Below are 22,361 nucleotides of genomic sequence, written 5' to 3' on the forward strand. Positions count from 1 at the left end.
CCGTTGCCCAGGTAGCTCAGTCGGTAGAGCAGGGGATTGAAAATCCCCGTGTCGGCGGTTCGATTCCGTCCCTGGGCACCACTAATACCGAAAACCCCCGATATCGAAAGGTATCGGGGGTTTTGCTTTTTGGGCTGGGAATGGGTGTGTTTCGTCGCGCGGCAAGCCGCCCTCCCACTTTTTGATCTGCGCCCCTGAAGTTGGACACCATTCTGCTAGGCCATTGCCACCTGAGTCCTGTACGCCACAGGGCTCAGACCGCCCAGTTTCATCTTGATGCGATCGTGGTTGTAGTAATGGATGTACTCATCGATCGCAGCCGCCAGTTCTGCCGTGCTGGTGAAACGCTGTCGATAATACATCTCCGATTTCAACGTGCCGAAGAAACTTTCCATCGCCGCGTTATCCAGGCAGTTGCCCCGGCGTGACATGCTCTGCGTCAGCCCGCGTTCCGCCAGTCGATGGCGATAACGGTAGTACTGGTACTGCCATCCCTGATCCGAGTGCATCAACGGGCAAATGCCTTCGGGTAACTTCGCCAGGGCCTTGTCCAGCATCCGCCCGACCAGCGCGTAATGCGGCGAAGTATCGACCTGGTAAGCCACGATCTCTCCATTGAACAAGTCCAGTACCGGCGAAAGGTAAAGCCGCTCGCCGTTGACCTTGAACTCGGTGACGTCCGTGACCCATTTGCAGTTGGGTCGATCCGTGTCGAACTGCCTTTCCAGAATGTTCTCTGCAATGCGCCCAGGCTCCCCTCGGAAAGACTTGTAGCGCTTGGGGCGAACTGTGCACTTCAGGCCCAACTCGGCCATCAATCTGCGTACTCGCTTGCCGTTGACGACATGCCCCTCATTGCCCAGCGCAGCCTCTATCCGCCGATAACCGTATCGACCTTTATGCTGCGTCTGAATGCTCTGGATCAGTGCTTTCAGCGGGGCATGCTTGTCCGGGGCAGCCATTGCCTTGAGCTGGTAATAGTAAGTGCTGCGCGACAAGCCAATCAGGCTGAGCAGGTTATCCAGCGGAAACTGTGAGCGCAGCTCGCTGACTATCCGGGTTTTTTCTGCTCGAGTTCTCGTAGCCTCGCTTTCTCCTCGCGAAGCTCCTTGAGCTTTTTTAGGTAGGCGTTCTCCATGCGAAGGAATTCGACTTCTGCCAGCAAATTCTTGTAGGCGCGCTGTTCTTCGGTCAGGGGCGTGGCGACTTTCGACTTGGCGGGTTTCTTTGGCATGGCGGGAGGCTTTCCTATCTTTCGTGTAACCAAGGCTGGAAGTCCGCCACTGTAATACTGCTGCTCCCAGCTGCCTATCTGAGTGGAACAGACCAGGTTGAAAACCGCAGCGGTGCGGCGCAGTGACAGTTTCTCCCGCCACATGTGCTGGAGCACGGAAAGTTTGAACTGGGGGGTGTGATCCTTGCCACGTGGTTTGAGGCTGGCTTCGCCGTGCAGGCGATAAGCTTCGACCCAACGGCGAAGCAGTGAAGGGTCCATGCCGAATTGCTCGGCGATGAAGCGAAAGCCGAAGCCGCGCTCGAGGAAGGCCTGGATAGCGGACAGCTTGAACTGATGGGTGTACTTCTGCATGTGGAGCTCCCCTGGAGTTGGTTGGTGTGTCCAACTTCAGGGGCGCAGATCATTTTGATCTGCTCTGATTTCGATCAACTGCTCCCATTGTGAGGTGGGAGGCCGGCTTGCCGGGCGACGCGCCAATCTAGGCCCAGCTAAACCGACTTTCCATTACTTGAGCTTCCAGCTGCAAAAGACCTCCATACGCCGCAGCCGGCATCACCTCCTCGATACCTAACGCCACTGCAAACTCCGGCAACGTCCAGTTGAGCGCCTCTCGCAGCACCTCCACCTCCGCATCCGAACTCCCAAGCGAAGTAATCAAAGGCAAGCACGGGCTACGCACACTGCGCGCCAGCACTCTCAAGCCCTGAACCTCCTCGCTGTACTCGCGCGCCAGGTAGTCATAGGTAATGCTGTCCACCGCAGCAAGATCGCCCAGGCCTTGCCTGAGGCTGTGCATGCTCGCCCTGTGCCCACCCGTCACGATGACCTCAGAGAAAAACGCCCCATCGTGAACGGCCTGTAACGTGTGGCGAAACAGGTTCATGCCTGAATTCGAATCCCAACCATTGACCAACCCCCGGCTACCGACCGCATCTGCCAAGGTGACAAACGGCGCCTGCTCGCGGCACAGCACCAGGCTGCAGTGGGTGCCCCCGCTGCTGTGAACCAGCTCATACCGAGGCGTGCCGACAACCCTCACCTTCCCCCACAACTGCGTCACGAGCGGATAGCCGCAGGTGTGCGCCAGCCGCAGATCAGGCGCCAGCCATTGCGCCATGAGCTCATCGCCTTGAAACGGCTGCCAGGCTTCACCCATATAGCCAGCCGCCGCGCGCAGCCACGCTGCCTGCGCCTCGACCACTCGCGCAGGCGCCACATACATCGATAGGCCAGCCCTCACGGCGCCTGCAGGTGCGTGCTCACCCACTGTTCAGCCACTTTGGCCGGGTCCTTGTGGTCGATTTCTACCTGGCGGTTCAGGGCGATCAGTTGCTCATCGGTCAGCTTCGCGGAAAGGGCGTTGAGCGCCTTGGCCAGTTGGTCATTGAGCACGGCGGTGCGCACTTCAGGCACGACGTTCTGCGGTGGCTGCTGATGGCGGTCGTCCTTGAGCACTACCCAGTCTTCTGTGGCCAGGATGCCTTGAGTGGACACCACAGTCGCCACATCGATAGAGCCCGAGTTCAGCGCCAGGCGTGTCAGCGGGCCGCCCATGTCCAATGACTTCATCGACTTGAATTCGATGCCGTAGACCTTCTTCAGGCCCGGCAGGCCCAGCGCATTGGTTTTCACCTCAGGTGGGCCGCCCACTACCAGGTCCTTGGCGATCGGCGCCAGGTCGCTCATGTTGGCCAGGTGGTATTTCTCGGCGGTTTTCTTCTTCACCGCCCAGGCATCGATGGAGCCAGCTGGCGCGGGTTCAAGCAACGTAAGGTCCTTGCCCAGGTGCGGCTTGAGGGCCTCTTCGATCTTGCCCGCATCGGTGAGCGTATTGTTGCCATCGTGGAAGGCAAGTAACGCGCCGAGGTATTCCGGGACCACGTCAACTTCACCGGTCTCCATGGCCTTGGCGATGATCTGGCGGTTGCCCAGGTTGAGGCGGGTCTTCACCTCGAAGCCTTCTTTGCGCAAGGCTGCTGCGTAGAGGTTGGCGAGCACGGTTTGCTCGGAGAAGTTGGCACCGCCCACGGTGACGGTGGCTGCGTTCGCAGCGCTGCCTGCCATGAACAAGGCAAGCCCCGAAGCGATGGCGAGGGCCCAGCGTGGTTTCTTTCCTGCGGGTGTGGTGCGGGTCGGCTTCATGGCGTGGTCTCGGTTGAGGGCGCGGATGCGCGAGGCGGTTCAGTATTCGCTCTGCCACTGTATGCGGCAGGCTGGGAGGCGCGGCTCAAACGCCGCTGGATGCGTGCACATCCCCATTCGCTGAGGATGGCGACGGCGCACACCAGCAATGCGCCGGCGATGATCTGTGGAGTGTCGTTGCGCCCCAGGCCATCGATGAGGAAGCGCCCCAGCCCACCAAAGCCTACATATGCGGCGATGGTGGCCGTGGCGATCAATTGAATCAGCGCAGCGCGAATGCCTGCGAAAATCAGCGGCAATGCCAGCGGGCATTCGAGCTGCACGAACACCTGCCAGCGGTACATGCCCATCGCCACAGCACCGCGCTTGAGCTCACTGTCGACCTGCGAGATGCCGACGATGGTGTTGGTCAGCAGCAGCGGCAGCGTCATGATCACCAGCGCGAAGATCACTGTGCTGGGCGAATAGCCCACCACCATGATCGCCAGAATCACCACGCCCAGCGACGGCAGTGCACGGCCGACGTTGAACACGCCCACCGCGCACTGCGCGGCCTTGCGATAGTTGGCCAGCAACGCACCCAGCGGAATCGCGATGACCGCAGCGATGGCGATACTCAACGCCACGTAATACAGGTGCTCCAGCAGCCGGGTGAGCACGCCCTCCTCGCCCAGCCAGTGCTCAGGGTTGAGGAACCAATGGATCACGCCGGTCAGGATATCCATTACCTCTCCCACCGGATCACGGCTTTTTCCACAGCCCAGAACCCTGCATCCAGGCAGAGCGCCAGGGCCACCGTCAGCGCCAGGCTCACCACTACGGGCGTGGTGAAGCCCAGCGTAAGGCCGGTGATGAACAACTGCCCGAGGCCGCCCTGGCCAATGATGGCCGTGACCGTCACCAGCCCGACCAGGCTCACCGCCGTGGTGCGCAACCCGGCCAGAAAAGCCGGCATCGCCAGGGGCAGTTCAACGTGGACGAAGGTTTGCCAACGGGTATGGCCTAGCGCGCGGGCCTCTTCAATGATGTCTTGCGGGTTGCTGGCAAGGCCGGCCAGCACGTTCTGCAACACGATCAACAGCGAATACAGGCTCAGCCCGATCACCGAGGTGGTTTTCGAAAGCCCCGTGAACGGCATCAGCAAGATGAACATCGCCAGCGACGGCACCGTGAACAGCAGGCCGCTGATTGCAAGAAAGGGCGTAGCCAGCACCGGCCAGCGCAGGGTCAGCAGCACCATGGCGCTGGCGATGGCGGTGCCGATGGCCAGGGAGCTGGCCACGAACAACAGGTGGTCAAGCAGCAGGCTGACGATCTGCGAGCTGTTGTCCATCACCCAGGAGAAATCGATCATCGCGCAGGGCCGCCCACTATGAGTTCAAGGCTTTGTAGAGGCAGTAGCAGGTGACGCAACCTTTGTACCTGCCCTCGATGTCGACGTGTACAGCGGTGCTGCCAGCGTTGTTGAGGATCTTCAGCAGCGCCTGCTGCAAGGTTTCCTCGCCCGTGACCACAGCGAGCTTCGGCGCCTTGGCGCCATTGCTGCTGTGCCAGGCCAGCGGCTGCGAGCGCTCGTTCAACGCCAGAGTGAAGCGGCTGTCGAGCGGGTGGCCGATCGAAGCCACATGGCTGGTATCAGGCGCAGGCCCGGTTTCCAGGTCCGAGACCTTCATCAACGCCAGCCTTTTCAGCGATGGGTCGCTGCCTACGAACTGGCGCACGAAGTCGTTCTTTGGCTGAGCGAGCAACTGCGCGGGTGCTTCGAACTGCGCCAACTGGCCGTGCCCTTCGAACACCGCGATACGGTCGCCCAACCGCATGGCTTCGTCCATGTCGTGGGTCACCAGAATGATGGTTTTGCGCAAACGGCGCTGCAGGGCGACCAGCTCATCCTGCAGGTGTTCGCGAATCACCGGGTCGAGGGCTGCGAAGGGTTCATCCATCAATACCACCGGCGGGTCGGAGGCCAAGGCCCTGGCCAGCGCAACGCGGCTTTGCTGCCCACCGGAAAGCTGGCCCGGGTAACGGCCCAGCAACTCGGCCGGCAGCCCCAGCAAGGTGGTCAACTCTTCAACCCGCGCGCCGATGTCGGCAGGCTTCCAACCCAGCAGCCTTGGCACTGTGGCGATGTTTTCGCTGACGGTGCGATGCGGGAACAGCGCCGCGTTCTGCATCATGAAGCCGATGCTGCGGCGCAAGGTCACGACATCCATGGCGTCATTGGCCACGCCGTTCACGCGGATTACGCCGCTGCTCTGGGTTTCGAGCCGGTTGATCAGGCGCAGGCTCGTGGTTTTGCCGCAGCCGCTGGGGCCGATGAACACACACAGCTCACCGGCTGCAATTTCAAGGCTCAGGTCGCTGACCGCCGGCTCGCTCTTGCCTGGGTGAAACTTCGTAACGGCATCAAATTCGATCATCAAGCCTTTCCAGCCAGCGGTTTAGACGGGGAGCTGGCCGGGGTATCGAGGGAGTCGATCGGCCGGCTGAAGTGGCGGCGCAACAGCGCTGTGTAACCGCTCACCACATACCCGTCGTTTCGTGCGATCCAGCATAGCCGCCTGGCCCGATACACGCCTGGAAGGCAGTACCACGGCAACCTCGGCAGGTCATGGTGAACCAGGTGCAAGTTCAGATGCAGGAACAGACAACTCAACAGCCCACGTGACTCATTCAAAATCGTGCGGTGGGCCGGATCCGTGGCGGGGCGGTGCTCGCTGAACGACCGGATCAGGGTGATGGCCAGCGCCGGCAGCGACACGTAGCCGACATATTCCAGAGCGCTCAGGGCGCTGAATCGCTGGACGCAATACAGGATCACCGCCACCAGCAACAGGTGTATCAACCACACCCGCTGCTGGCCTTGCCGGCCTTTCAAGGCAGGCAGGATGTCGTCGCTCAGCAACGCCGCCAGGGATGTGAAAACCCCCAGCATCAGGCGCCCAGCGAGTGTTTTGTTGGCCCAGAGCAGCCACCGGGCGAAAGGGCCGGCCTCAGCCCAGCGTTGAGCCGTGACGTAGCGGCTTTCAGGGTCGAGCCCCGGCACGGTCAGGGTGTGCTCGTTGTGATGGGCCAGGTGCGAATCTCGGTAGAGCGGATAGGGGTACCACAGCGCGAACGGCAAATAGGCCAGGCACGCATTGAGGCGCGCCGACCTCGTCGGGTGGCCATGAATGCACTCGTGCTGCAATGACATCCACAACACCAGCAGCGGCACCAGCACCGCCACGCTGGCGGCTTTGCCCAGTGATGCTGCGCCGAAGATCACTGCAGCCCAGCTGGCATAGAACCCGATCAGCAACAGCCAGGTGGGCCATTCGCTACGGACAGTGAAGGTGCGGTGTAGCTGCGCAATGTCGTGACGGTGTGCGTCGTCGAGGTATCGGGCCATGAAAGCGTTGCACCAGAAAGTGTGAAGACACCTCTTGGTAACATGCGCTCATATTTCCTAAAAATAATAAAAAGTCTTTTGGATATTTCTTGAAACGATAAGCACCTATGGCGAAACCGTGCCGGGCGTCCTGCCCGACGGCCTGCCGGTGTCGGCGTTGTAGCCGGTTCGCAATCCCAGTAAACTCTGCCCTCGGCTGGCTTTGTGACACCTGTCAGGTTCACGGCGAAGCAGCTCGCGCCGGCGGTTTTATTCCGTCCCCGGCCAACCCTCTTCCGGCCCCCGATATCGCAAGGTATTGGGGGTTTTGCTTTGTACCGCTCCAACGCTCAGGAAACTGCCATGTCCTCCGCACGCAAGCAGCAGAAACAAAAAGCCCGCGCCTCGGCCAAGGCCAAGGAAAAGCGCATCGCCCGCAACAACGAACCGCGCCGCGATCCGTTCGCCGCTCAGGCATCCGACAACCCCATGAACGAGCATGGCGACGTCACCCCAGACCTGCTGCTTGATGCCATGGAAGACAGCGGCGAGCTGGACGAGCTCTTCCAGCAACTGGCCGAGGCTCACAAGCAGAGCCAGCAGGCCATGTGCGAAGCCTTCCTGCAGAGCAAGCCGATGGTGCGCCTGGCGCAGTTCTGGGATGAGGAGCCGCTTACCGACTTCATCTTCGGCAGCCTGCTCAGCTACAAGATCTGGCGCGACAAGTGCGATGAAGACACCGCTGTAGCCTGGATCGAAAGCGAAGCCTTCCAGCAGGACTACGTAGCGGCTTCAGAAGCCATCGTGGCGCGCAACAGTTCGGCGCAATGATTTTGTATCTGGCGATGACAAACTCTCGCCGATAGAATGCACCGCATATCCCCCGCCTCATGGAAGAACGAAGGAATGTGGAACGCTAATCGTGCTGTGGATTACCTCAACACCCACGCGACCGGCCATAGCCTTGGCCGCTGTGCGGAGTTCACCCGCAAGGCCGTTGAAGCCGGTGGCGTAACGCTGGCGCGGCACCAGTCCGCCAAGGACTACGGCCGCTCGCTGTTCCTGGTGGGCTTTCAGCCCATCGAGCTGAAGAACGAAAAAGGCGAGCAGACTCCGCTCAAGGCCGGCGACGTCGCGATCATCCAGCCCATTCCCGGCCACCCGCACGGCCACATGACCATGTACAACGGCAAGATCTGGATTTCAGACTTCCGCCAGCGCACCATGTACCCGGGGCAGTCGTACCGCAAACACCACCCGCCCTTTACCGTCTACCGCTACGCATACGCCTGCGCGGCTCCGTAAGGTCCTATCGATGAAAAAGCTATTCGCTCTGCTCATGCTGTTCTGCCTGCAAACCAGCCTGGCCATGGCGGATACTTCGCCCACGGCGCAGCAAACAACCCGCTCCTTCTATGCCTGGTACCTGGAGGCCTTCAGCAAGGACGAGGCGCCGTTGCAGGACGACCTCGACAAGATGAAGACCTACGTTGCCGACACCCTGCTTGCCGACCTGCGCAAGCAGATGGACAGCGACGAAGGCCTGGAAGAGGACTACTTCACCAAGTCCCAGGACTATGACGACAGCTGGCTGAAGAACATCAAGGTGACCGAGCAGTCGGTCAAGGGCAATGTCGCCACTGAAAGCGTGGTGCTCGGCACCACCCAGGAAAACGCCAATGCCCTGAGCGTTCAGCTCACCAAGGGTGCAAGCGGCTGGCGCATCAGCAAGGTCGACGGCGTAGCCACCGAAGCTCAGGACTGAGCATTTACTGTCGAGAACACACCCATGGCACGTTTCATCGCATTGTTCGCCGCGCTCTGCCTGCAGCAGAGCCTGGCCTGGGCTGACACCGCGCCCAGCGCCAAGCAGACCACCGAGCGCTTCTACGCCTGGTACCTCAAGACCCTGGCTGGCGACGGTAGCGTGAACCCGCTGACCGACAAGCCTGCGGACATGAAGAAGTACGTGGCCGACAGCCTGCTTGCCGACCTGAACAAGCAGGCCAGCAGCGACAGTGGGCTGGATGAGGACTATTTCCTCAAGGGCCCGGACTACGAAGAAAGCTGGGTGGGCCACGTGAAGGTGACCGAGCAGGCCAGCAAGGGCAATACCGTTACCGAGGATGTGGTGTTGGGCAATGACCCTGCCGAGAGCATCGACCTGACCGTAGAGCTGACCAAGGGCGCCGATGGCTGGCGGATCAGCAAGGTCGATGGGAATGGGACTGACGCGGACTGACCTCAGTACGCACGTCGCGCGGTAAACCGCCCTTCCACTCGATTCTCAAGGCACAACCTTGTACCCAGTGGGAGGCCGGCTAGCCGGGCGACGAGGCCTTCCCTGCACCACCGCCTCGCTTTACGCATTCTTTACCCAACCCAGACCCCGCCTTACAAACGGATGTCGTTTCATACACCCACGGCGAACGGTTTTCGCCGATGGAGAACGACATGTTTTCGAAGATGACAAAGATCCTGCTGCTGTCGGGGTGCCTGATCGGTGCGAGCGTCGCATCCACCAGCGCCTCAGCCCGGCCCAGTGACGTCATCGTCCCAGCCTTGGCCGGTGTGGCAGTCGGGGCGATCATCGCAGGCTCCATGGACGGCGGCGGTGGCCACCACCACTACCGCGAGCGCTATTACGAGCCACAACCGCAGCCGCGCTATTACTACGAGGCACGCCCGGTGTACTACGCACCGCCGCCTCCGCCGCCGCCACGGGTGGTGTATTACCAGCCAGGCCCGCCACCGCCCCCTCCGGGCTGGTACCGCCCCTGGTAAGCACAAACGAAAAGGCCGCTGCCTGTGAGGGCAGCGGCCTTTTCAGTGGCCTTGCGGCTTAGGCAGTGCGCGCGACGGAGCCGGCGGTGCCTTTCTTGCGGCGGTCGACGATCAGGCCGGCGATCACCACGGCAACGGTGAGAATGGCGGTAGCGACGATCTCGTAGCGGTGATCTTCACGCAGCGCCATCACGGTGAGGATGGCGATGATGAACAGGATCACAGCGTAGGTCAGGCCTGGGAACAGCCACATCTTGAACTCCAGCTTCTCGCCCTTGGCCTCGGCAGCACGGCGCATGCGCAGCTGCGAGAAGGCGATCACCAGGTACACCAGCAGCGCGATGGCGCCGGAGCTGGCCAGCAGGAAGTCGAACACGGCAGCCGGCGCGACGTAGTTGGCGAACACCGCCAGGAACGCAGCGGCGGTCGACATCGGCGCAGCGATGTGCGGCGTGCCAGCGCGGGTGGTGCGCTGGGAAGCTGCCGGAGCATCGCCACGTTTGCCCAGCGAGAACAGCATGCGCGAAGAGGTATACAGCGCCGAGTTCAGGCAGCTGGTCACCGCGACCAGCACGACGATGTCGACGATCAGCTTGGCGTGCGGAATGCCGATCAGGTCGAGCACGGCCTGGTACGAACCGATTTTTGGCAAAATCGGGTCGTTCCATGGCACCAGCGCGACGACCAGGAAGATCGACACGAGGTAGAACAGGAAGATACGGCCGATCACCGAGTTGGTGGCCTTGGAGATCTGCTTGCCAGGCTCGCGGGATTCCGACGCAGCGATGGTAACGATCTCGGTACCCATGAAAGAGAACATGGTGGTCAGCATCGCTGCGACAACCGCGCCCAGGCCGTTGGGCATGAAGCCAACAGTGTCGGTGAGGTGCTTGACGCCCGACACCTGGCTACCCGGGAACCAGCCGAACATGGCCACCAGGCCAACCACGATGAAAGCGATGATCGCCAATACCTTGATCAGCGCGAACCAGAACTCGAACTCGCCGTAGTTCTTCACACTGAACAGGTTGGTGATGGTCAGCGCGATGGTGATCACCAGGGTGTAGGCCCAGATGTCGATCGCAGGGAACCAGGAATTGAGAATTGCAGCAGCGGCGTTGGCTTCCAGTGGAATCACCAGCACCCAGAACCACCAGTACAGCCAGCCGATGGTGAAGCCGGCCCAATGGCCGATAGCGCGGTCAGCGTAAGTGGAGAAGGACCCGGTATCCGGTTGCGCGACAGCCATCTCACCCAGCATGCGCATGACCAGAACCACCAGCGCGCCCGCGGCAGCGTACGCCAGCAGAACCGCAGGGCCTGCGGAAGCGATGGCTTTGCCCGAACCGATGAACAGACCCGCGCCGATGACCCCGGCGATGGAGAGCATGGTCACATGGCGCTGCTTGAGCCCCTGTGCCAAGCCATTGTTAGTCGTGTTGCTCATAGAACTACCTTCAGGAGGAAATAGCGAACGTCCGGCACCTTACATCGTTTTCGTAAAAAGAAAACAACACGCCGTTGCAAATACTTTACGCAAGAACTGCGCCAAGAATTACAAAATGTTTCGCAAAGCGCGAATTTCGCGCCCTCCAGCCGGGTCTAGAAGCTCGGCAATCTTCGTAATAGGGAATTGTCCATTACCAGAATTCCCAAAACGCGCGCATGATCGCACCAAATCGAGGCAAAGGTAACACCCCGGTGCCAAACGGGTGCAACCGGCAGCGCAACCGCCCCTCATTTACTACCAAAGTACTAGAGGGTTACAGGTGCAACCTTTAAGGTAGGCCGGGCTATTTATTTGCCGCGCGTGATGTTTTTGCACTAATGAGTGTCCAAGTTTGTAATTTCCCGACTGCTTTGCGGAGCCCACGATGTACAGAATGATCACGTTTTGCCTGGCTGCCTTGCTGGCAGCGGGCTCGGCACAGGCTGCGGAAAAATTGCGCATGGGTATCGACGGTAGCCACCCACCGTTCAATAACGTCGACGCCAGCGGCCAGGTGGTGGGTTTCGACGCAGACCTGGGCGCCGCGCTGTGCGCCAAGATGAAGGTGGAGTGCGAAATCGTTACCACGCCTTCGGACCAACTGTTACCGGCACTCACCGACAACCAGTTCGATTTCGTCATGTCGTCGATGTCGATCACCCCCGAGCGCAAGGAAATCGCTGATTTCACCGACCCCTACTACATCAACCGCCTGCAGTTCGTGGCACCGGACGCCTCCGACGTAACCAACGACCCGGCCACGCTGATGGGCAAGCATGTGGGCGCGCAGCACGACACCTTGTCCTCGGCCTGGCTCGAAGCCAACGCTTCTCAGGTGGCTGACGTGCAACTGTTCGAAGATCAGGACCAGCTCTACAACGCCCTGGCCACCGGCCAGATCGATGCCGTGCTCACCGACAAGTACGCCACCTACGAATGGCTGCGTACTGACGCCGGCAAAGGCTTCTCGCTCAAAGGCGACCCGGTGGAGAACAGCGACCAGATCGGTATGGCCGTGCGCCTGAACGACCCACTACGCGCGCGCCTGAACCTTGCGCTCAAGGACGTGATCGCCGACGGCACCTTCAAGCGCCTGAACGACAAGTACTTCCCCTTCAGCATCCGCTGATGGCCGCCGAGGCACTGCGCGGCGCTGCCTTGCGCCAGCGCTTCGACGCGCTCGGCGCCTTCTTGCTGGAGCACCAGGGCATCTGGCGGCCGCGCCCGTTCACTCTGCTGCAGTGCCCTTGGGAACAGCAATGGCCAGCGCTCGCAACCTGGCTGCGCGAGCAAAGCCTGGAGCACGCCGAAGCGGCACACCACACGCCCGGTACCCTCGCCGCACCCGCGCCGCTCCCTGAGTGGGCGCGGCAAGCCCAGGCCTTGGCCGAGATTGGCCCCCTGCCCGTTCAACCTGCGCCACCGCCCGCCGCACGGCTGAGCGTGGATGTGCCGGGGCGCAAATGGCAGCAGATCGACGCTTTCGCCCAGCACCTGAGCTTTGCCCATACCCCTCGCCACTGGCTGGACTGGTGCGCCGGCAAAGGCCACCTCGGCCGCCGCCTGGCCCAGCCCGGCCAGCAGCTCACTTGCCTGGAATACGACCCCGCCCTGATAGCCAGTGGCACGGCCTTGAGCCAGCGCCTTGGCCTGCCCGCCGAACACATTCAACAAGACGTGCTCGCCAGCGCCTGCGAACAGCAGCTCAGCCCCGGCATGACTCCGGTCGCGCTACACGCCTGCGGCGATCTCCACGTGCGCCTGCTGGCCCTCGCCACTGAACGTGGCGTGCAACAGCTGGCCATCGCGCCTTGCTGCTACAACCGCATCCAGGCAAGCCATTACACCCCGCTGTCACAACCTGCCCGCGCACTGGGCCTGATGCTCGACAAGGACGACCTCGGCCTGCCCGCCAGCGAAACCGTCACTGCTGGCGCCCGCGTACGCCGCCAGCGCGACCAGTCGATGGCCTGGCGCCTGGCCTTCGACCTCTGGCAGCGCGAAGCCCAGGGCAGCGACCAGTACCTGCCTACCCCACCCCTGCCCAGCGCCGCCTTCGCCCAGCCCTTCCCGCAGTGGTGCCAGGCCATGGCAGCACTCAAAGGCCTGGCCTTGCCGGGTACGGACTGGGCCGTGCTGGAGGCACGCGGCTGGCAGCGCCTGGCTCACGTGCGCAATCTCGAACTGCCCCGCAACCTGTTCCGCCGCCCGCTGGAGCTGTGGCTAGCGCTGGACCGCGCCCTTTATATGCAGGAGCACGGATACGAAGCGGCCCTCGGCACTTTCTGCACGCGCGAGCTGACGCCTCGCAACCTGATGCTGCTCGCCGAGTTGCCTGGCTAAAAGCTGTGGATAACTCTGTGGAAAGGTGTGTGGACCAACCTTGGAAATGCTCCGTTTCGGCGCTTTTCCAAGGCTTGCCAATTGCGGATTATTGCCCTCAACCTCCCGCCAGCCGGCAACTTGCTGCTGCGAACATACCTTTATGAACTTTTGCCCCGCCGCTAGAGCAATTGTGAATAACCTTAAGTCACACCACCTTGTGCCGCTCGGCAATCAAGGCCAAGTCCACCACCGAACCCACCCTGAACTTCGCCAGCAAACGCGACTTGTGCGAGCTCACCGTCTTGCTGCTGATCTCAAGAAGCTCACCGATGGCTTTGTTACTCATTCCCAAACTCAAGTAACGAAAGATCTGAAACTCCCTGGCTGTCAGCGCCCCCAGGCACGAGGCCTCGTCGTGATGGCTCTGGCTCAGGGCTTGCGGCAGCAGGCTCACCTGCGGGAAGTACACATACCCGGAACGGATCGCCGCCACCGCCATGGAAAAATCAGCCAACTCCCCTTCTTTGCAAACATACCCACTGGCCCCGGCATTCACACAACGCGCCGCATAGAACTGCGCAGGAAACGAACTGAGCATCAACACTTTGGGCCGCGTTTCCACCGGCAACCGCTCCATCAATTCAAAACCGCCCAAACGCGGCATGTCGATGTCCAGCACCAACAGGTCCGGTGAAAATTCCCTGATCGGCGCAAACGCATCGATCCCATCCCCCGCCTCCGCCGTAACCTCGATGCCATCCTGGCAGAGCAATTCCCGCACGATCGCACGCACGAATGGATGGTCATCGATCACTACTGCAGTCTTCATGGGTGTTCCTTTTGTCTGGCAGCAGGGGACCATGCCGCAGTGGGCTGGCGGGGTTTTTGACCTGGGTCAAGGAAGGGGGTGGGCCGTTGCGCTACGGGGAAGGCATAACGGGGTTTACAGCGGCGATGAAGACGTTATAATCAGCGCCCTTGCCGGTATAGCTCAGTTGGTAGAGCAACTGACTTGTAATCAGTAGGTCCCGGGTTCGACTCCTGGTGCCGGCACCAAATCCAGCCTCGATGCGGTTCTTGCGAACGTGTTGGGGCTAACAGAAACCCGCCAAATTGGCGGGTTTTTTGTTGCCGCTAGAAAAGCCACATCGTGATACGAAATCGGCGGTTTTGCTGCCAATCACAGAGGAACGGCTGCTGTAGACTCGCGCATTTCACGGCAGTGATGCCAGCGACAGGTGTGAAAAGGAAGGCGCAATGGGCGGCAAACCTAGGCCTACACCCTCTATAGTCAGCGGCATGAGCGTTGCGTTTGTTGAGCTATGCCTGGAAGGCAGCGTGCTTGAGGAAGAAATCGACCGTTTTGTCGAAGACTGGCATGAGGGCCGCCAAGGTGCAGATATGGAACTGCACGAGTACTTGGGCATGAGTTGGGATGAGTACCAGCTCTGGGCGACAACCCCCTCGGTATTGGCGTTTGTCTTGACCACTAGAAAACGTGGCACGACGCTTGACCAGGAATTGGCCCAAGACCGCTACGCGATGGCAGCCTTGGCTGGCTCGGTGGCAGAAGCGACTAAAGTGGAAGCCTGTTGCGAAACGCTGGCAAGATCTGATGGTGCCAGAGGAGAAAATGGCACGTGGTGTGCTCGCCTTACGCAACTTATTACCACCGTTCGATCTAGATGCATTGGCGGCCGAGTACGCCGAGCTCGAATACCTCAACCTCCCATACGACGTTGACGGCATCACCATCGGGATAGGCCGGCCCGAAAAACCCCGGATACTGGTCAACGACGCGGCCCCGCCAACTCGCCGCAAATTCACCCTCGCACACGAATTGGGGCACATCGTCATTCCTTGGCATACCAGGACCATCGTTTCTCACCTCAACCCCCATCAAGCAGACGCTTCCTACCTGCGCATGGAGGCGGAGGCAAATCGCTTTGCGGCTGAGCTGCTCATGCCATCTGACTGGCTGACCGGACGGTTTGAGAAGGCAGGTAGCGTAGAAACCTACTTCCGAACGGTACTGAATACCGAGGCGACGCAGCATTACTATTGGCTGACGATCCGGCTGCTCGCTCGGTGCCTACAAACGTCATGGGCTTTCAAGCTCTGAGTGCAGCCTGATGGCCGCGACGAAAGCTCTCGCAGCCTAAATCGGCCAGCAAAATCCGTCCCCTTATCACACCCTCCCAATCTCCATGCCATCTCTCCTGAAGCGACACCGGCAGGATGGCATTCTGCCTTCAGCCGAGCTAAGCTAGATCGCTTTTTTGAGTGCACATGGAGAGGCTTATGGAACTGCTTGAAATTGAAAATTTCATATCTATTAAACGGGCGTCAATAAAACTTAATAAGATAAATATATTTATTGGACCTCAAGCAAAAGGCAAGAGCCTAATCTCAAAGATCATTCACTTCTGTAAAGAAGTGCCATTTGGCATTTTTGAAACAGTAGTAGAAGAAAAAAGCAAACGAGAGTTCGACAGAGAGCTTATAAGAAAATTCGAAAACATATTTCCAAATTACGCCTGGGAAAAAAGCGATTTTAAAATAAGTTATACCAGTGCACTGTATGGAGTAGAAATCAGTCACCAAAAGAACAACTCAAAATCCAAACTTTGCATTAAATATACAGAAGAAATAACTAGAGCGCTATCTGCAGCTCGAAGATGCTATCAGAAACTTTCTCAGCCTTACGACGGTGAAGCAAGATCGGTTCTAGGACGTAGAAATGCTGTGTATCGGGAAATGCGGGAACTTATTGCTTCCAATCTTTCTAGATTTGGAGGCTCTAAAATCGAGCAAGTTATCTACATCCCAGCAGGCAGATCTTTTTTTGCCAACTTACAAAAAAACGTTTTTTCATTTCTCTCGACCAGCATTCCAATTGATTATTTCCTAAAAGAATTTGGCGCAATTTACGAACAAACCCGGGATAAAGGCTTTCGTAACTTCGTTGATCCGCAACGTCCCAAAAGCGTAAGCAAGCTTGTCAACGATCTTATCTGCGGAAGCTATCAAAGTGAGAAAGGGCAAGACTGGATTATCACGGATCACGGCCGTGTTAATGTCTCAAACTCTAGCTCTGGCCAACAGGAAGTTCTGCCAATGGCGATGGTACTTTCCAATTGGCCCTTTGCGAACTCGTCAGTCTACAGAAGAAGCTTTGTAATCGAAGAACCAGAAGCTCATCTATTCCCTATAGCCCAAGGACAGGTAGCTTCTTTAATAGCATGCGCATATAACGCTCACAACCGTCAAGGCACATTCACGATTACAACTCACAGCCCGTATATATTAACGGCAATAAATAATCTAATTCAGGCCGCAAACGCATCGAAACAACCCAACGCAGACAAGGCATCAATCAATGAAGTGGTTCCGTCTGATCAAGCCATTGAATTTGAACATATATCAGCTTACATAGTAGACAAAGGCACTACAAAATCAATTCTCGATGAAGAATTAAAATTAATACAAGCAGATGCAGTAGACGTAGTTTCTCAGTATTTCTCCGAAAAATTCGAAAAACTTATCGAACTTGAAATACAAGCTTCGCAAGTAGAGGATTGAGTAAATGACTGCATCCTGCTCTATTAGCACAAACAACAGCATTGAAAAGTTCGAAGAAAACAGATCAATACTAAGAATCCATAACCAAAACAGGAAAAAATTATTGCGCCACCAAGTTGATGGCTGCCTCATAAAAAGCGGAATTAAGTGCGATTGGATGCTTGTGGAAGAAAAGACAAAAACTGAAATATACATCGAACTTAAAGGTTCAGATGTTGAGCATGCCGTAGATCAGATAAGCAAAACCGTTGAGCAGCTTAGCGACTCGCCACCAAAAAAATGGGGATACGTAATCTGTACTCGGTCACCAATGAGCGCCACTGAGATTCAGCGCGCAACCAAATCAATAGCTAAAAGCCATGGTGTCACGCTTAGAATACGTAAAACGATCCACGATGAAAATATTGAAAACTTAATCAGGTGACAAGCAGGTAAGGGGATAGATTTCGGTGTTGTTTTATGAAGTCCTCCTCTTCTTGCCTTTAGTTTACTCTCATACGTGGCATAAACAACCTTCATGAGCTTGCTCTTAAGCGTTTCGGCACAGAACGCATGCAGGTCGACTAATTTTATTAAAACGTCCACTTTTTTCTCGCTACGATGCATTGATCAACGCCCGGGAAAAGGATATTCGAAGAGATAAATCCTTTTGAATAATTCAATAAAAATTATATTAATCAAATATATATAAATTAGTTAGGCTCTTGGTGCCGCCATATGCATCTCACCGTACGGCTAACGCAGTCGGCTGGCTCGCAGTACTATCTAACGCTGAATACAATGTGACGCACCATATCCGCCATGCCTATAGATTGCATCGGCTGTCAAGCACAAATCGAGCTTTTTTACACCTGACAGCTTGTATAAGTTCATTTGAGTAACCCTATTAGACAGTTTGGTGCTAGTAGCTTGACTTAAGCATCGAGGCAACCCCAAAACATCGCTGCCACTGGTCTCGAATTCAAACTCGCCGCTAGCAGTTTAATCTTATATTACTCAAACGGAACTTATAGATAGTTTTTCTTCAATATGTAGACTTCGCAGTTGGTCGCAAGCTTTTTTCATGGAATCTGAGCATGAGGCATGACTAGGTTTACACGACACTTCGAAAGCCCACATATTTAACTCGCGCCTACAAGTCATCTAACGAAATTTTCAGCCGCCGTAAACTTACCAACCGTTTGCGAACTTTTGCAATTAGGGCCTTGTCATCCTCAGTTTTCGGCATTGGCTTGAGAGTTAGACGCCCTTGCTCAGCTATTTTTTGCGATGCCTGACCCACTGGCGCTGAAAAAGCTATTATGCGACTTGCTAAATCCTGATTTTCGCAAGCTTGTATTTCGTCCACATAGATATCAGTAACCCTTACCACCTCGACTTCGCCAAGATTATTTTTATCTTTGCGATTATTCATTTTTTCTCCCTATGCGAGCACCTTAGCTAAGCCCATGCATTTGAGACATTTACTTTAATTGATTCTATATTTTGCTCAATAGCTCCATTATCGCCGACAAGCCATTATTTCATGCATGACCGAGCTTAACCACTAAGCAACTCTTAGCACAAAGTGCTCAGAAATCTGAGAGCCTATTGGTCCTTGGGCCAGGATACAATTCTTACATTCAATGAACGTTATGAGGAGAGAAAGCCGGAAACTACTTATCATGATGGGTACCACTGCGCAAACACCGGCAGTAGATTAGAGTGGGGAAATAACTGACGACCCGACGTCAACCCAATATGTACTCAATCCGCCAGACTAGTCGTGCAGAAAATCGTCAGATATGAAATTCCGTGATAGCGGTTTCAGGAGGTTGCTGTGACTACGCGTGATATAGGATACATACCAAAAACTCGTGAGCGTGAAAGGGCAGTGATTCAGATTGGGGAAGTGGACGATGCGCTGGCGCTATTGATGGTGTTGCTCGATGCCGCTCACGACCAGAAGATGAGCGCGGAGCAGGTGCGGTGCTTGTTGGGGCCGTTGCAGGAGAAGCTTGAAGGCGCCTTGGAGCGTTTGCGGGATGGGTTTCGGTGTGGCTGAGAATGGCGCGTCGCGCGGCGTAGCCTCGCTCCTACACGTTGCTTCGCGGCTTGGTGTGATCAGGCACAGCGCGCAGGTGACGGCCTGGGGCTGCCACCTGTGTGCTCCGGCTGGCGCTGCTGTCAGGCATCTGCCGCGCGAACCAACAACTTCCATGTCATGGACCCGTGCCCGCAGTTACTGCAGGGCGGCGAGGTGCATTCACGGTTGATGACGTCTTCGCAAGTGCAGACCTGGCATTTGTAGATCCCTGGGTATTCTGGAGTGTTGCCGGGCTTCCAGACTTTTTCGTACTCACCCTTGCGTTGGTCAGCTGTTCTTAGAACGTTTGAGGTGTCGCGATACCATGCCATGGTTTTTCTCCATTCATGCGAAATTAGATTTCGGTCGGATTTCTTTTGCACTGAAGTTTCTCAGGCAGGGAATGTTCCTTTATTGATACCTAGGTGCGGCTATGGCCTTTGTTGCGCCGCTATTTGAAGATGCCTCATGAAGCGGAGGCCAGTTGATGACCGAGGTCATGGTTTCAACTTATGCAAGGCAGAGAGTGTGGAGTTGGGGTGTGTAGCTGAGTTCGGCGCGTCGCGCGGCGTAGCCGCGCTCCTACGTCGTAGAGGGCTTGCGGGATTCGTGCTCTGCGCAGGGTTTGGCAAAACCGGCGATCATCTAGCAGGCTGATATTCGATTGCAACGTGCTTTCGAATTATTAGACTTTTCCCAACGCTCGCAACGCTTCAAAACAATAACTCAGAACTCTCCCGCTTATATCCGCCCCACCCCGCCGCTACCATTCCACCCCGTAATTCGCGCACTCCCGGCAATACCCGTGCGCCCCATTCCAATAACTCAAAAGGATCACCCCCCATGTTCAAACAAGGTGCGCTCGTGCTCGCCATGGCAGCGTTCGTTGCCGGTTGCCAATCCACCGGTGAGGAGTACCAGGCCGATGTGTTCGATTCGGCGCAGGTGAACACGCAGCAAGAGGCCAAGACGGTGAAGATCGTTACGGTCTCGCCCACCAGGATCAAAGTGGACAACACCCGCAATCGCCAAACTGCGCAGTTGGTCGGCGGTGCATTGGGCCTGGTGGCAGGCGGTGCCTTGGGGGCGCAGAACAATCGGGATACGGCGATCGTCGGCGGTGTGGCGGGTGGCGGCGCAGGGGTGTTGGCGGGGTCGATGGTGGATTCCACTTCTCTGGTGCCGGGTGTGCTGATCGGCTATGCCGAAGGCGGCAAGATCTATACCTCGGCGCAGGTGGGCAAGTTGTGCGAGTTCAAGGTGGGTGAGGTGTCGTTGATGGTGAAGACGATGCGCAATGAAACACGTATTCAGCCCAATGCGACTTGCCCGGAACCCGCTAAAAGCTGAGGTGCGCAATGAAGAGCCGATACCTGGGGTTGGCCTTGTTGCTGGCCGCTTCGCCAGCGCTGGCCGGGCCGTTCGATCAGTTGCAGCAGATCGAAGTGCAGCAGAAGCAGGCCGAGGACGCGCGACGGGCCGAGCAAAAGCGAGCGTATGACGCGGAAGTGGCGCAGCAACGTGCGCAGGCACAGGCCGCGGCACGCAAGCGCGAAGCGATAGCCGAGCAGAAGCGAGCTGAACAAAAGCGCCTGCAGAACCGCGACGAGAAGTTCGTGGATGAAGAGCGCGCCATGGCGCTGGAAGAGCGGCGGCTGAAGCTGGATGCGATGAAAGCGCGTACGGCACGCACCAATGACTACATCGATGCCGAGTTGCGCGAGAAGGCAGCGCGCTCGGATGTGATTCAGTCGGAGGCGGACGCCAACCGCAATATCAGCACCGGTGCCAAGTCGCTGATGGAAAGCACGGGCGATGCCGAGGTGAACAAGTCCAAGAGCTGGTTCGGCAGTTGAAGCACTCGAACTACCGAAACAGCCACGAAGAGCGGCGGGCATTGCCCCGCCGCTTTTCGTTAGAGGATCAGAAGATGCTGATCGGGTATTCCACGAATGCGCGCACTTCGTTGCCGGAGACGTTGTAGGCACTGGCGTTGTCCGAAACGCGCAACCACGAGCCGCGCAGTTTCAGCTTGAGGTCTTTGGCCGGGCCGCTCTGCACTACGTATTGCAGCTGGTTGAAGATCTCGCGCTCTTTGCCTTCGCCGTCGTTGGTGCGGATGTTGTCGCCACGCACGTAGGCCACGCGGTAGCTCAGGCCCGGCAGGCCGTAGGCGCTGAAGTCCAGGCCGTAGGCCAGTTGCCAGGAGCGCTCGTCTTCGGCGTTGAAGTCCGACCAGTAGGAGTTGGCGAGGTAGATGGTGCTGCCGCCGTCGCCCACGTAGCCGGCGCTGCGGTAGCCGCCATAGACGTAGCCGGCATCACCGGTGCTGCGCTGGTGAGCCAGGGTCAGCGAGTGCGGGCCGAAGGCCCAGGTGGCTGCCAGGCTCCAGATCTTGTTGTCCTGGCCGCTGCCGATGGAGTCGGCGAAGCCTTGGTTCAGGTGGGTGCGGTAGCCGTTGAAGTCGAAGGTCAGCGACTGGTCGGCTTGCAGCGGCAGCACGTAGGTGGCGCCCAGGTACTGGCGCTTGAGGCGGTCTTCGACGTCGGAGGCGTAGAGAGCGGCGCTGAGGCTTTCGGTGAACTGATACTTGCCGCCGAGTACGTCGATCTGCTTCAGATCACCGCTGTCACGGCCTTCGGCGCTCTTGCGCGCTTCAGAGGTGAAGTGGCCGGCGTTCAGTTCCAGGCCCTTGATCTCCTTGGAGGTGATCATGGTGCCGGTGAAGCTCTCGGGCAGCAGGCGCGAGTCGTCGTGGTTGAGCACCGGCAGGGTCGGCATCATGTCGCCGTATTTGAGCACGGTGTTGGAGACGCGGAATTTAACCGCAGCGCCGGCGCGGGCCAGGTCGTTGGCGGCAGCACCGGTGCCGTCGTCGCCACGCTTGAAGAAGTCGATGCCACCGGCGCCGCTGCGGCCCTTGCCGCCGTCCAGGCGCAGCCCGTACAGGCCGAAGGCATCGACGCCCACGCCGACGGTGCCCTGGGTGAAGCCGGAGCTGAAGTTGGCGATGAAGCCCTGGCCCCACTCGGCGCGGTCGGTGCGGTTGTGGTCGTAGTCGCGGCTGATGTAGGCGTTGCGCAGCAGCAGGTTCAGGTGGCTGTCTTCGACGAACCCCTTGGCGTCGGACTGGTCACTGGCCATGGCTTGGCTTGCGGCCAGAACGCTCAGGGCGAGCGCGCCCAAACGGTAATTCAGCATTTTCTTTTCCTTGTTGGCAGGCAGACTGGCGCGCGTGGCCCGCGTAGAAACGCAAAAGCCCGCAACAGGGCGGGCTTGGGCAGAAGGGGCAACGGTTGGCTCCGGGCGCGCGGCGGCATGCTAGCCAGCAGGTCCAGGTGTGTCAATTGAAGGGGCCGAGCTTCAG

General features: G+C 58.1%; 24 protein-coding genes, 2 tRNA genes and 1 pseudogene. 15 read left to right on the top strand and 12 right to left on the bottom strand.

Annotated features, from left to right (window positions below; genetic code table 11):
• Positions 1-5: 5 nt before the first annotated feature.
• Positions 6-81: transfer RNA gene (locus tag LN139_RS20155), tRNA-Phe, on the top strand.
• 134 nt (positions 82-215) lie between these two features.
• Here the strand turns inward: LN139_RS20155 and LN139_RS20160 are convergent.
• The 8 genes and pseudogenes from LN139_RS20160 to LN139_RS20195 form a co-directional block, all read right to left on the bottom strand.
• Positions 216-1,376: an IS3 family transposase gene (locus LN139_RS20160; RefSeq protein ID WP_236355973.1), complete on the bottom strand. Its 1,161-nt coding sequence runs from the start codon at positions 1,374-1,376 to the stop codon at positions 216-218.
• Positions 1,301-1,588 (bottom strand): annotated as a pseudogene (locus LN139_RS20165) (transposase); the annotation flags it as partial. The gene LN139_RS20160 and the pseudogene LN139_RS20165, both read right to left, overlap by 76 nt.
• 127 nt (positions 1,589-1,715) lie before the next feature.
• Entirely contained in the window at positions 1,716-2,438 is a 723-nt protein-coding gene (locus tag LN139_RS20170; protein ID WP_236355975.1) for a phosphate/phosphite/phosphonate ABC transporter substrate-binding protein, read from the bottom strand.
• Positions 2,439-2,473: 35 nt separating this feature from the next.
• Positions 2,474-3,379, bottom strand: a complete 906-nt coding sequence (locus LN139_RS20175; protein ID WP_236355977.1) for an ABC transporter substrate-binding protein — start codon at positions 3,377-3,379, stop codon at positions 2,474-2,476.
• A complete protein-coding gene (locus tag LN139_RS20180) occupies positions 3,376-4,104 on the bottom strand; it encodes an ABC transporter permease (protein WP_236355979.1) in 729 nt (242 codons plus the stop codon). Before LN139_RS20180 ends, LN139_RS20175 begins: the two co-directional genes overlap by 4 nt.
• A complete protein-coding gene (locus LN139_RS20185; protein ID WP_236355981.1) occupies positions 4,104-4,733 on the bottom strand; it encodes an ABC transporter permease in 630 nt (209 codons plus the stop codon). Before LN139_RS20185 ends, LN139_RS20180 begins: the two co-directional genes overlap by 1 nt.
• Positions 4,734-4,749: 16 nt before the next feature.
• On the bottom strand, positions 4,750-5,799 hold the full coding sequence (locus LN139_RS20190; RefSeq protein WP_236355990.1) for an ABC transporter ATP-binding protein: 1,050 nt from the start codon (positions 5,797-5,799) through the stop codon (positions 4,750-4,752).
• Positions 5,799-6,770 (bottom strand): fatty acid desaturase, encoded by a 972-nt coding sequence (locus LN139_RS20195; protein ID WP_236355999.1) that lies wholly within the window; start codon positions 6,768-6,770, stop codon positions 5,799-5,801. The genes LN139_RS20190 and LN139_RS20195 overlap by 1 nt, the downstream gene beginning before the upstream one ends.
• Before the next feature lie 342 nt (positions 6,771-7,112).
• Between LN139_RS20195 and LN139_RS20200 the strand changes: the two genes are divergently transcribed.
• The 5 genes from LN139_RS20200 (at position 7,113) to LN139_RS20220 (ending at position 9,533) form a co-directional block, all read left to right on the top strand.
• Positions 7,113-7,580: a hypothetical protein gene (locus tag LN139_RS20200; RefSeq protein ID WP_236356001.1), complete on the top strand. Its 468-nt coding sequence runs from the start codon at positions 7,113-7,115 to the stop codon at positions 7,578-7,580.
• Between the two features lie 75 nt (positions 7,581-7,655).
• The gene (locus tag LN139_RS20205; protein WP_236356003.1) at positions 7,656-8,054 is read left to right on the top strand and encodes a CHAP domain-containing protein; all 399 of its coding nucleotides are present in this window, start codon (positions 7,656-7,658) and stop codon (positions 8,052-8,054) included.
• A gap of 10 nt (positions 8,055-8,064) precedes the next feature.
• Positions 8,065-8,514, top strand: a complete 450-nt coding sequence (locus LN139_RS20210) for a DUF3828 domain-containing protein (protein WP_236356005.1) — start codon at positions 8,065-8,067, stop codon at positions 8,512-8,514.
• Between the two features lie 24 nt (positions 8,515-8,538).
• Positions 8,539-8,991: a DUF3828 domain-containing protein gene (locus tag LN139_RS20215; RefSeq protein WP_236356006.1), complete on the top strand. Its 453-nt coding sequence runs from the start codon at positions 8,539-8,541 to the stop codon at positions 8,989-8,991.
• A 212-nt stretch (positions 8,992-9,203) separates the two neighbouring features.
• A complete protein-coding gene (locus LN139_RS20220; RefSeq protein WP_236356008.1) occupies positions 9,204-9,533 on the top strand; it encodes a hypothetical protein in 330 nt (109 codons plus the stop codon).
• 58 nt (positions 9,534-9,591) lie between these two features.
• Here LN139_RS20220 and gabP read toward each other — a convergent pair whose 3' ends face one another.
• Complete coding sequence (gene gabP / locus LN139_RS20225) at positions 9,592-10,980, bottom strand: GABA permease (RefSeq protein ID WP_236356018.1); 1,389 nt, start codon at positions 10,978-10,980, stop codon at positions 9,592-9,594.
• Positions 10,981-11,407: 427 nt separating this feature from the next.
• Here gabP and LN139_RS20230 point away from each other — a divergent pair, with 427 nt between their 5' ends.
• Both LN139_RS20230 and LN139_RS20235 read left to right on the top strand, forming a co-directional pair.
• Positions 11,408-12,151: a transporter substrate-binding domain-containing protein gene (locus tag LN139_RS20230; RefSeq protein WP_236356020.1), complete on the top strand. Its 744-nt coding sequence runs from the start codon at positions 11,408-11,410 to the stop codon at positions 12,149-12,151.
• Positions 12,151-13,365: a methyltransferase gene (locus LN139_RS20235; RefSeq protein WP_236356023.1), complete on the top strand. Its 1,215-nt coding sequence runs from the start codon at positions 12,151-12,153 to the stop codon at positions 13,363-13,365. Before LN139_RS20230 ends, LN139_RS20235 begins: the two co-directional genes overlap by 1 nt.
• 187 nt (positions 13,366-13,552) lie before the next feature.
• Here LN139_RS20235 and LN139_RS20240 read toward each other — a convergent pair whose 3' ends face one another.
• Positions 13,553-14,176, bottom strand: coding sequence for a response regulator transcription factor (locus LN139_RS20240; protein ID WP_236356027.1), 624 nt, complete (start codon positions 14,174-14,176; stop codon positions 13,553-13,555).
• Between the two features lie 151 nt (positions 14,177-14,327).
• Here LN139_RS20240 and LN139_RS20245 point away from each other — a divergent pair.
• The 4 genes from LN139_RS20245 (at position 14,328) to LN139_RS20260 (ending at position 17,353) form a co-directional block, all read left to right on the top strand.
• Positions 14,328-14,403: transfer RNA gene (locus LN139_RS20245), tRNA-Thr, on the top strand.
• 559 nt (positions 14,404-14,962) lie between these two features.
• Positions 14,963-15,469, top strand: a complete 507-nt coding sequence (locus LN139_RS20250; RefSeq protein ID WP_236356037.1) for an ImmA/IrrE family metallo-endopeptidase — start codon at positions 14,963-14,965, stop codon at positions 15,467-15,469.
• 179 nt (positions 15,470-15,648) lie between these two features.
• Complete coding sequence (locus LN139_RS20255; RefSeq protein WP_236356039.1) at positions 15,649-16,929, top strand: AAA family ATPase; 1,281 nt, start codon at positions 15,649-15,651, stop codon at positions 16,927-16,929.
• A gap of 4 nt (positions 16,930-16,933) precedes the next feature.
• Positions 16,934-17,353: a hypothetical protein gene (locus LN139_RS20260; RefSeq protein WP_236356041.1), complete on the top strand. Its 420-nt coding sequence runs from the start codon at positions 16,934-16,936 to the stop codon at positions 17,351-17,353.
• Between the two features lie 708 nt (positions 17,354-18,061).
• Here the strand turns inward: LN139_RS20260 and LN139_RS20265 are convergent.
• Complete coding sequence (locus tag LN139_RS20265) at positions 18,062-18,343, bottom strand: type II toxin-antitoxin system RelB/DinJ family antitoxin (protein ID WP_236356043.1); 282 nt, start codon at positions 18,341-18,343, stop codon at positions 18,062-18,064.
• Between the two features lie 459 nt (positions 18,344-18,802).
• Between LN139_RS20265 and LN139_RS20270 the strand changes: the two genes are divergently transcribed.
• From LN139_RS20270 to LN139_RS20280, 3 genes are all read left to right on the top strand, one after another.
• A complete protein-coding gene (locus LN139_RS20270) occupies positions 18,803-18,973 on the top strand; it encodes a DUF1484 family protein (RefSeq protein ID WP_236356048.1) in 171 nt (56 codons plus the stop codon).
• Positions 18,974-19,837: 864 nt separating this feature from the next.
• The gene (locus LN139_RS20275; protein ID WP_236356052.1) at positions 19,838-20,344 is read left to right on the top strand and encodes a hypothetical protein; all 507 of its coding nucleotides are present in this window, start codon (positions 19,838-19,840) and stop codon (positions 20,342-20,344) included.
• A gap of 8 nt (positions 20,345-20,352) precedes the next feature.
• Complete coding sequence (locus LN139_RS20280) at positions 20,353-20,850, top strand: DUF5384 family protein (RefSeq protein WP_236356057.1); 498 nt, start codon at positions 20,353-20,355, stop codon at positions 20,848-20,850.
• Between the two features lie 67 nt (positions 20,851-20,917).
• Here the strand turns inward: LN139_RS20280 and LN139_RS20285 are convergent, their stop codons facing one another.
• Positions 20,918-22,195 carry an OprD family porin gene (locus tag LN139_RS20285; RefSeq protein WP_236356062.1) on the bottom strand — a complete coding sequence of 426 codons (1,278 nt, stop codon included), beginning with the start codon at positions 22,193-22,195 and terminating at the stop codon, positions 20,918-20,920.
• Positions 22,196-22,361: the final 166 nt, after the last annotated feature.

Source organism: Pseudomonas sp. KNUC1026 (assembly GCF_021650705.1).
In the GTDB taxonomy this organism is placed as follows: Bacteria; Pseudomonadota; Gammaproteobacteria; order Pseudomonadales; family Pseudomonadaceae; genus Aquipseudomonas.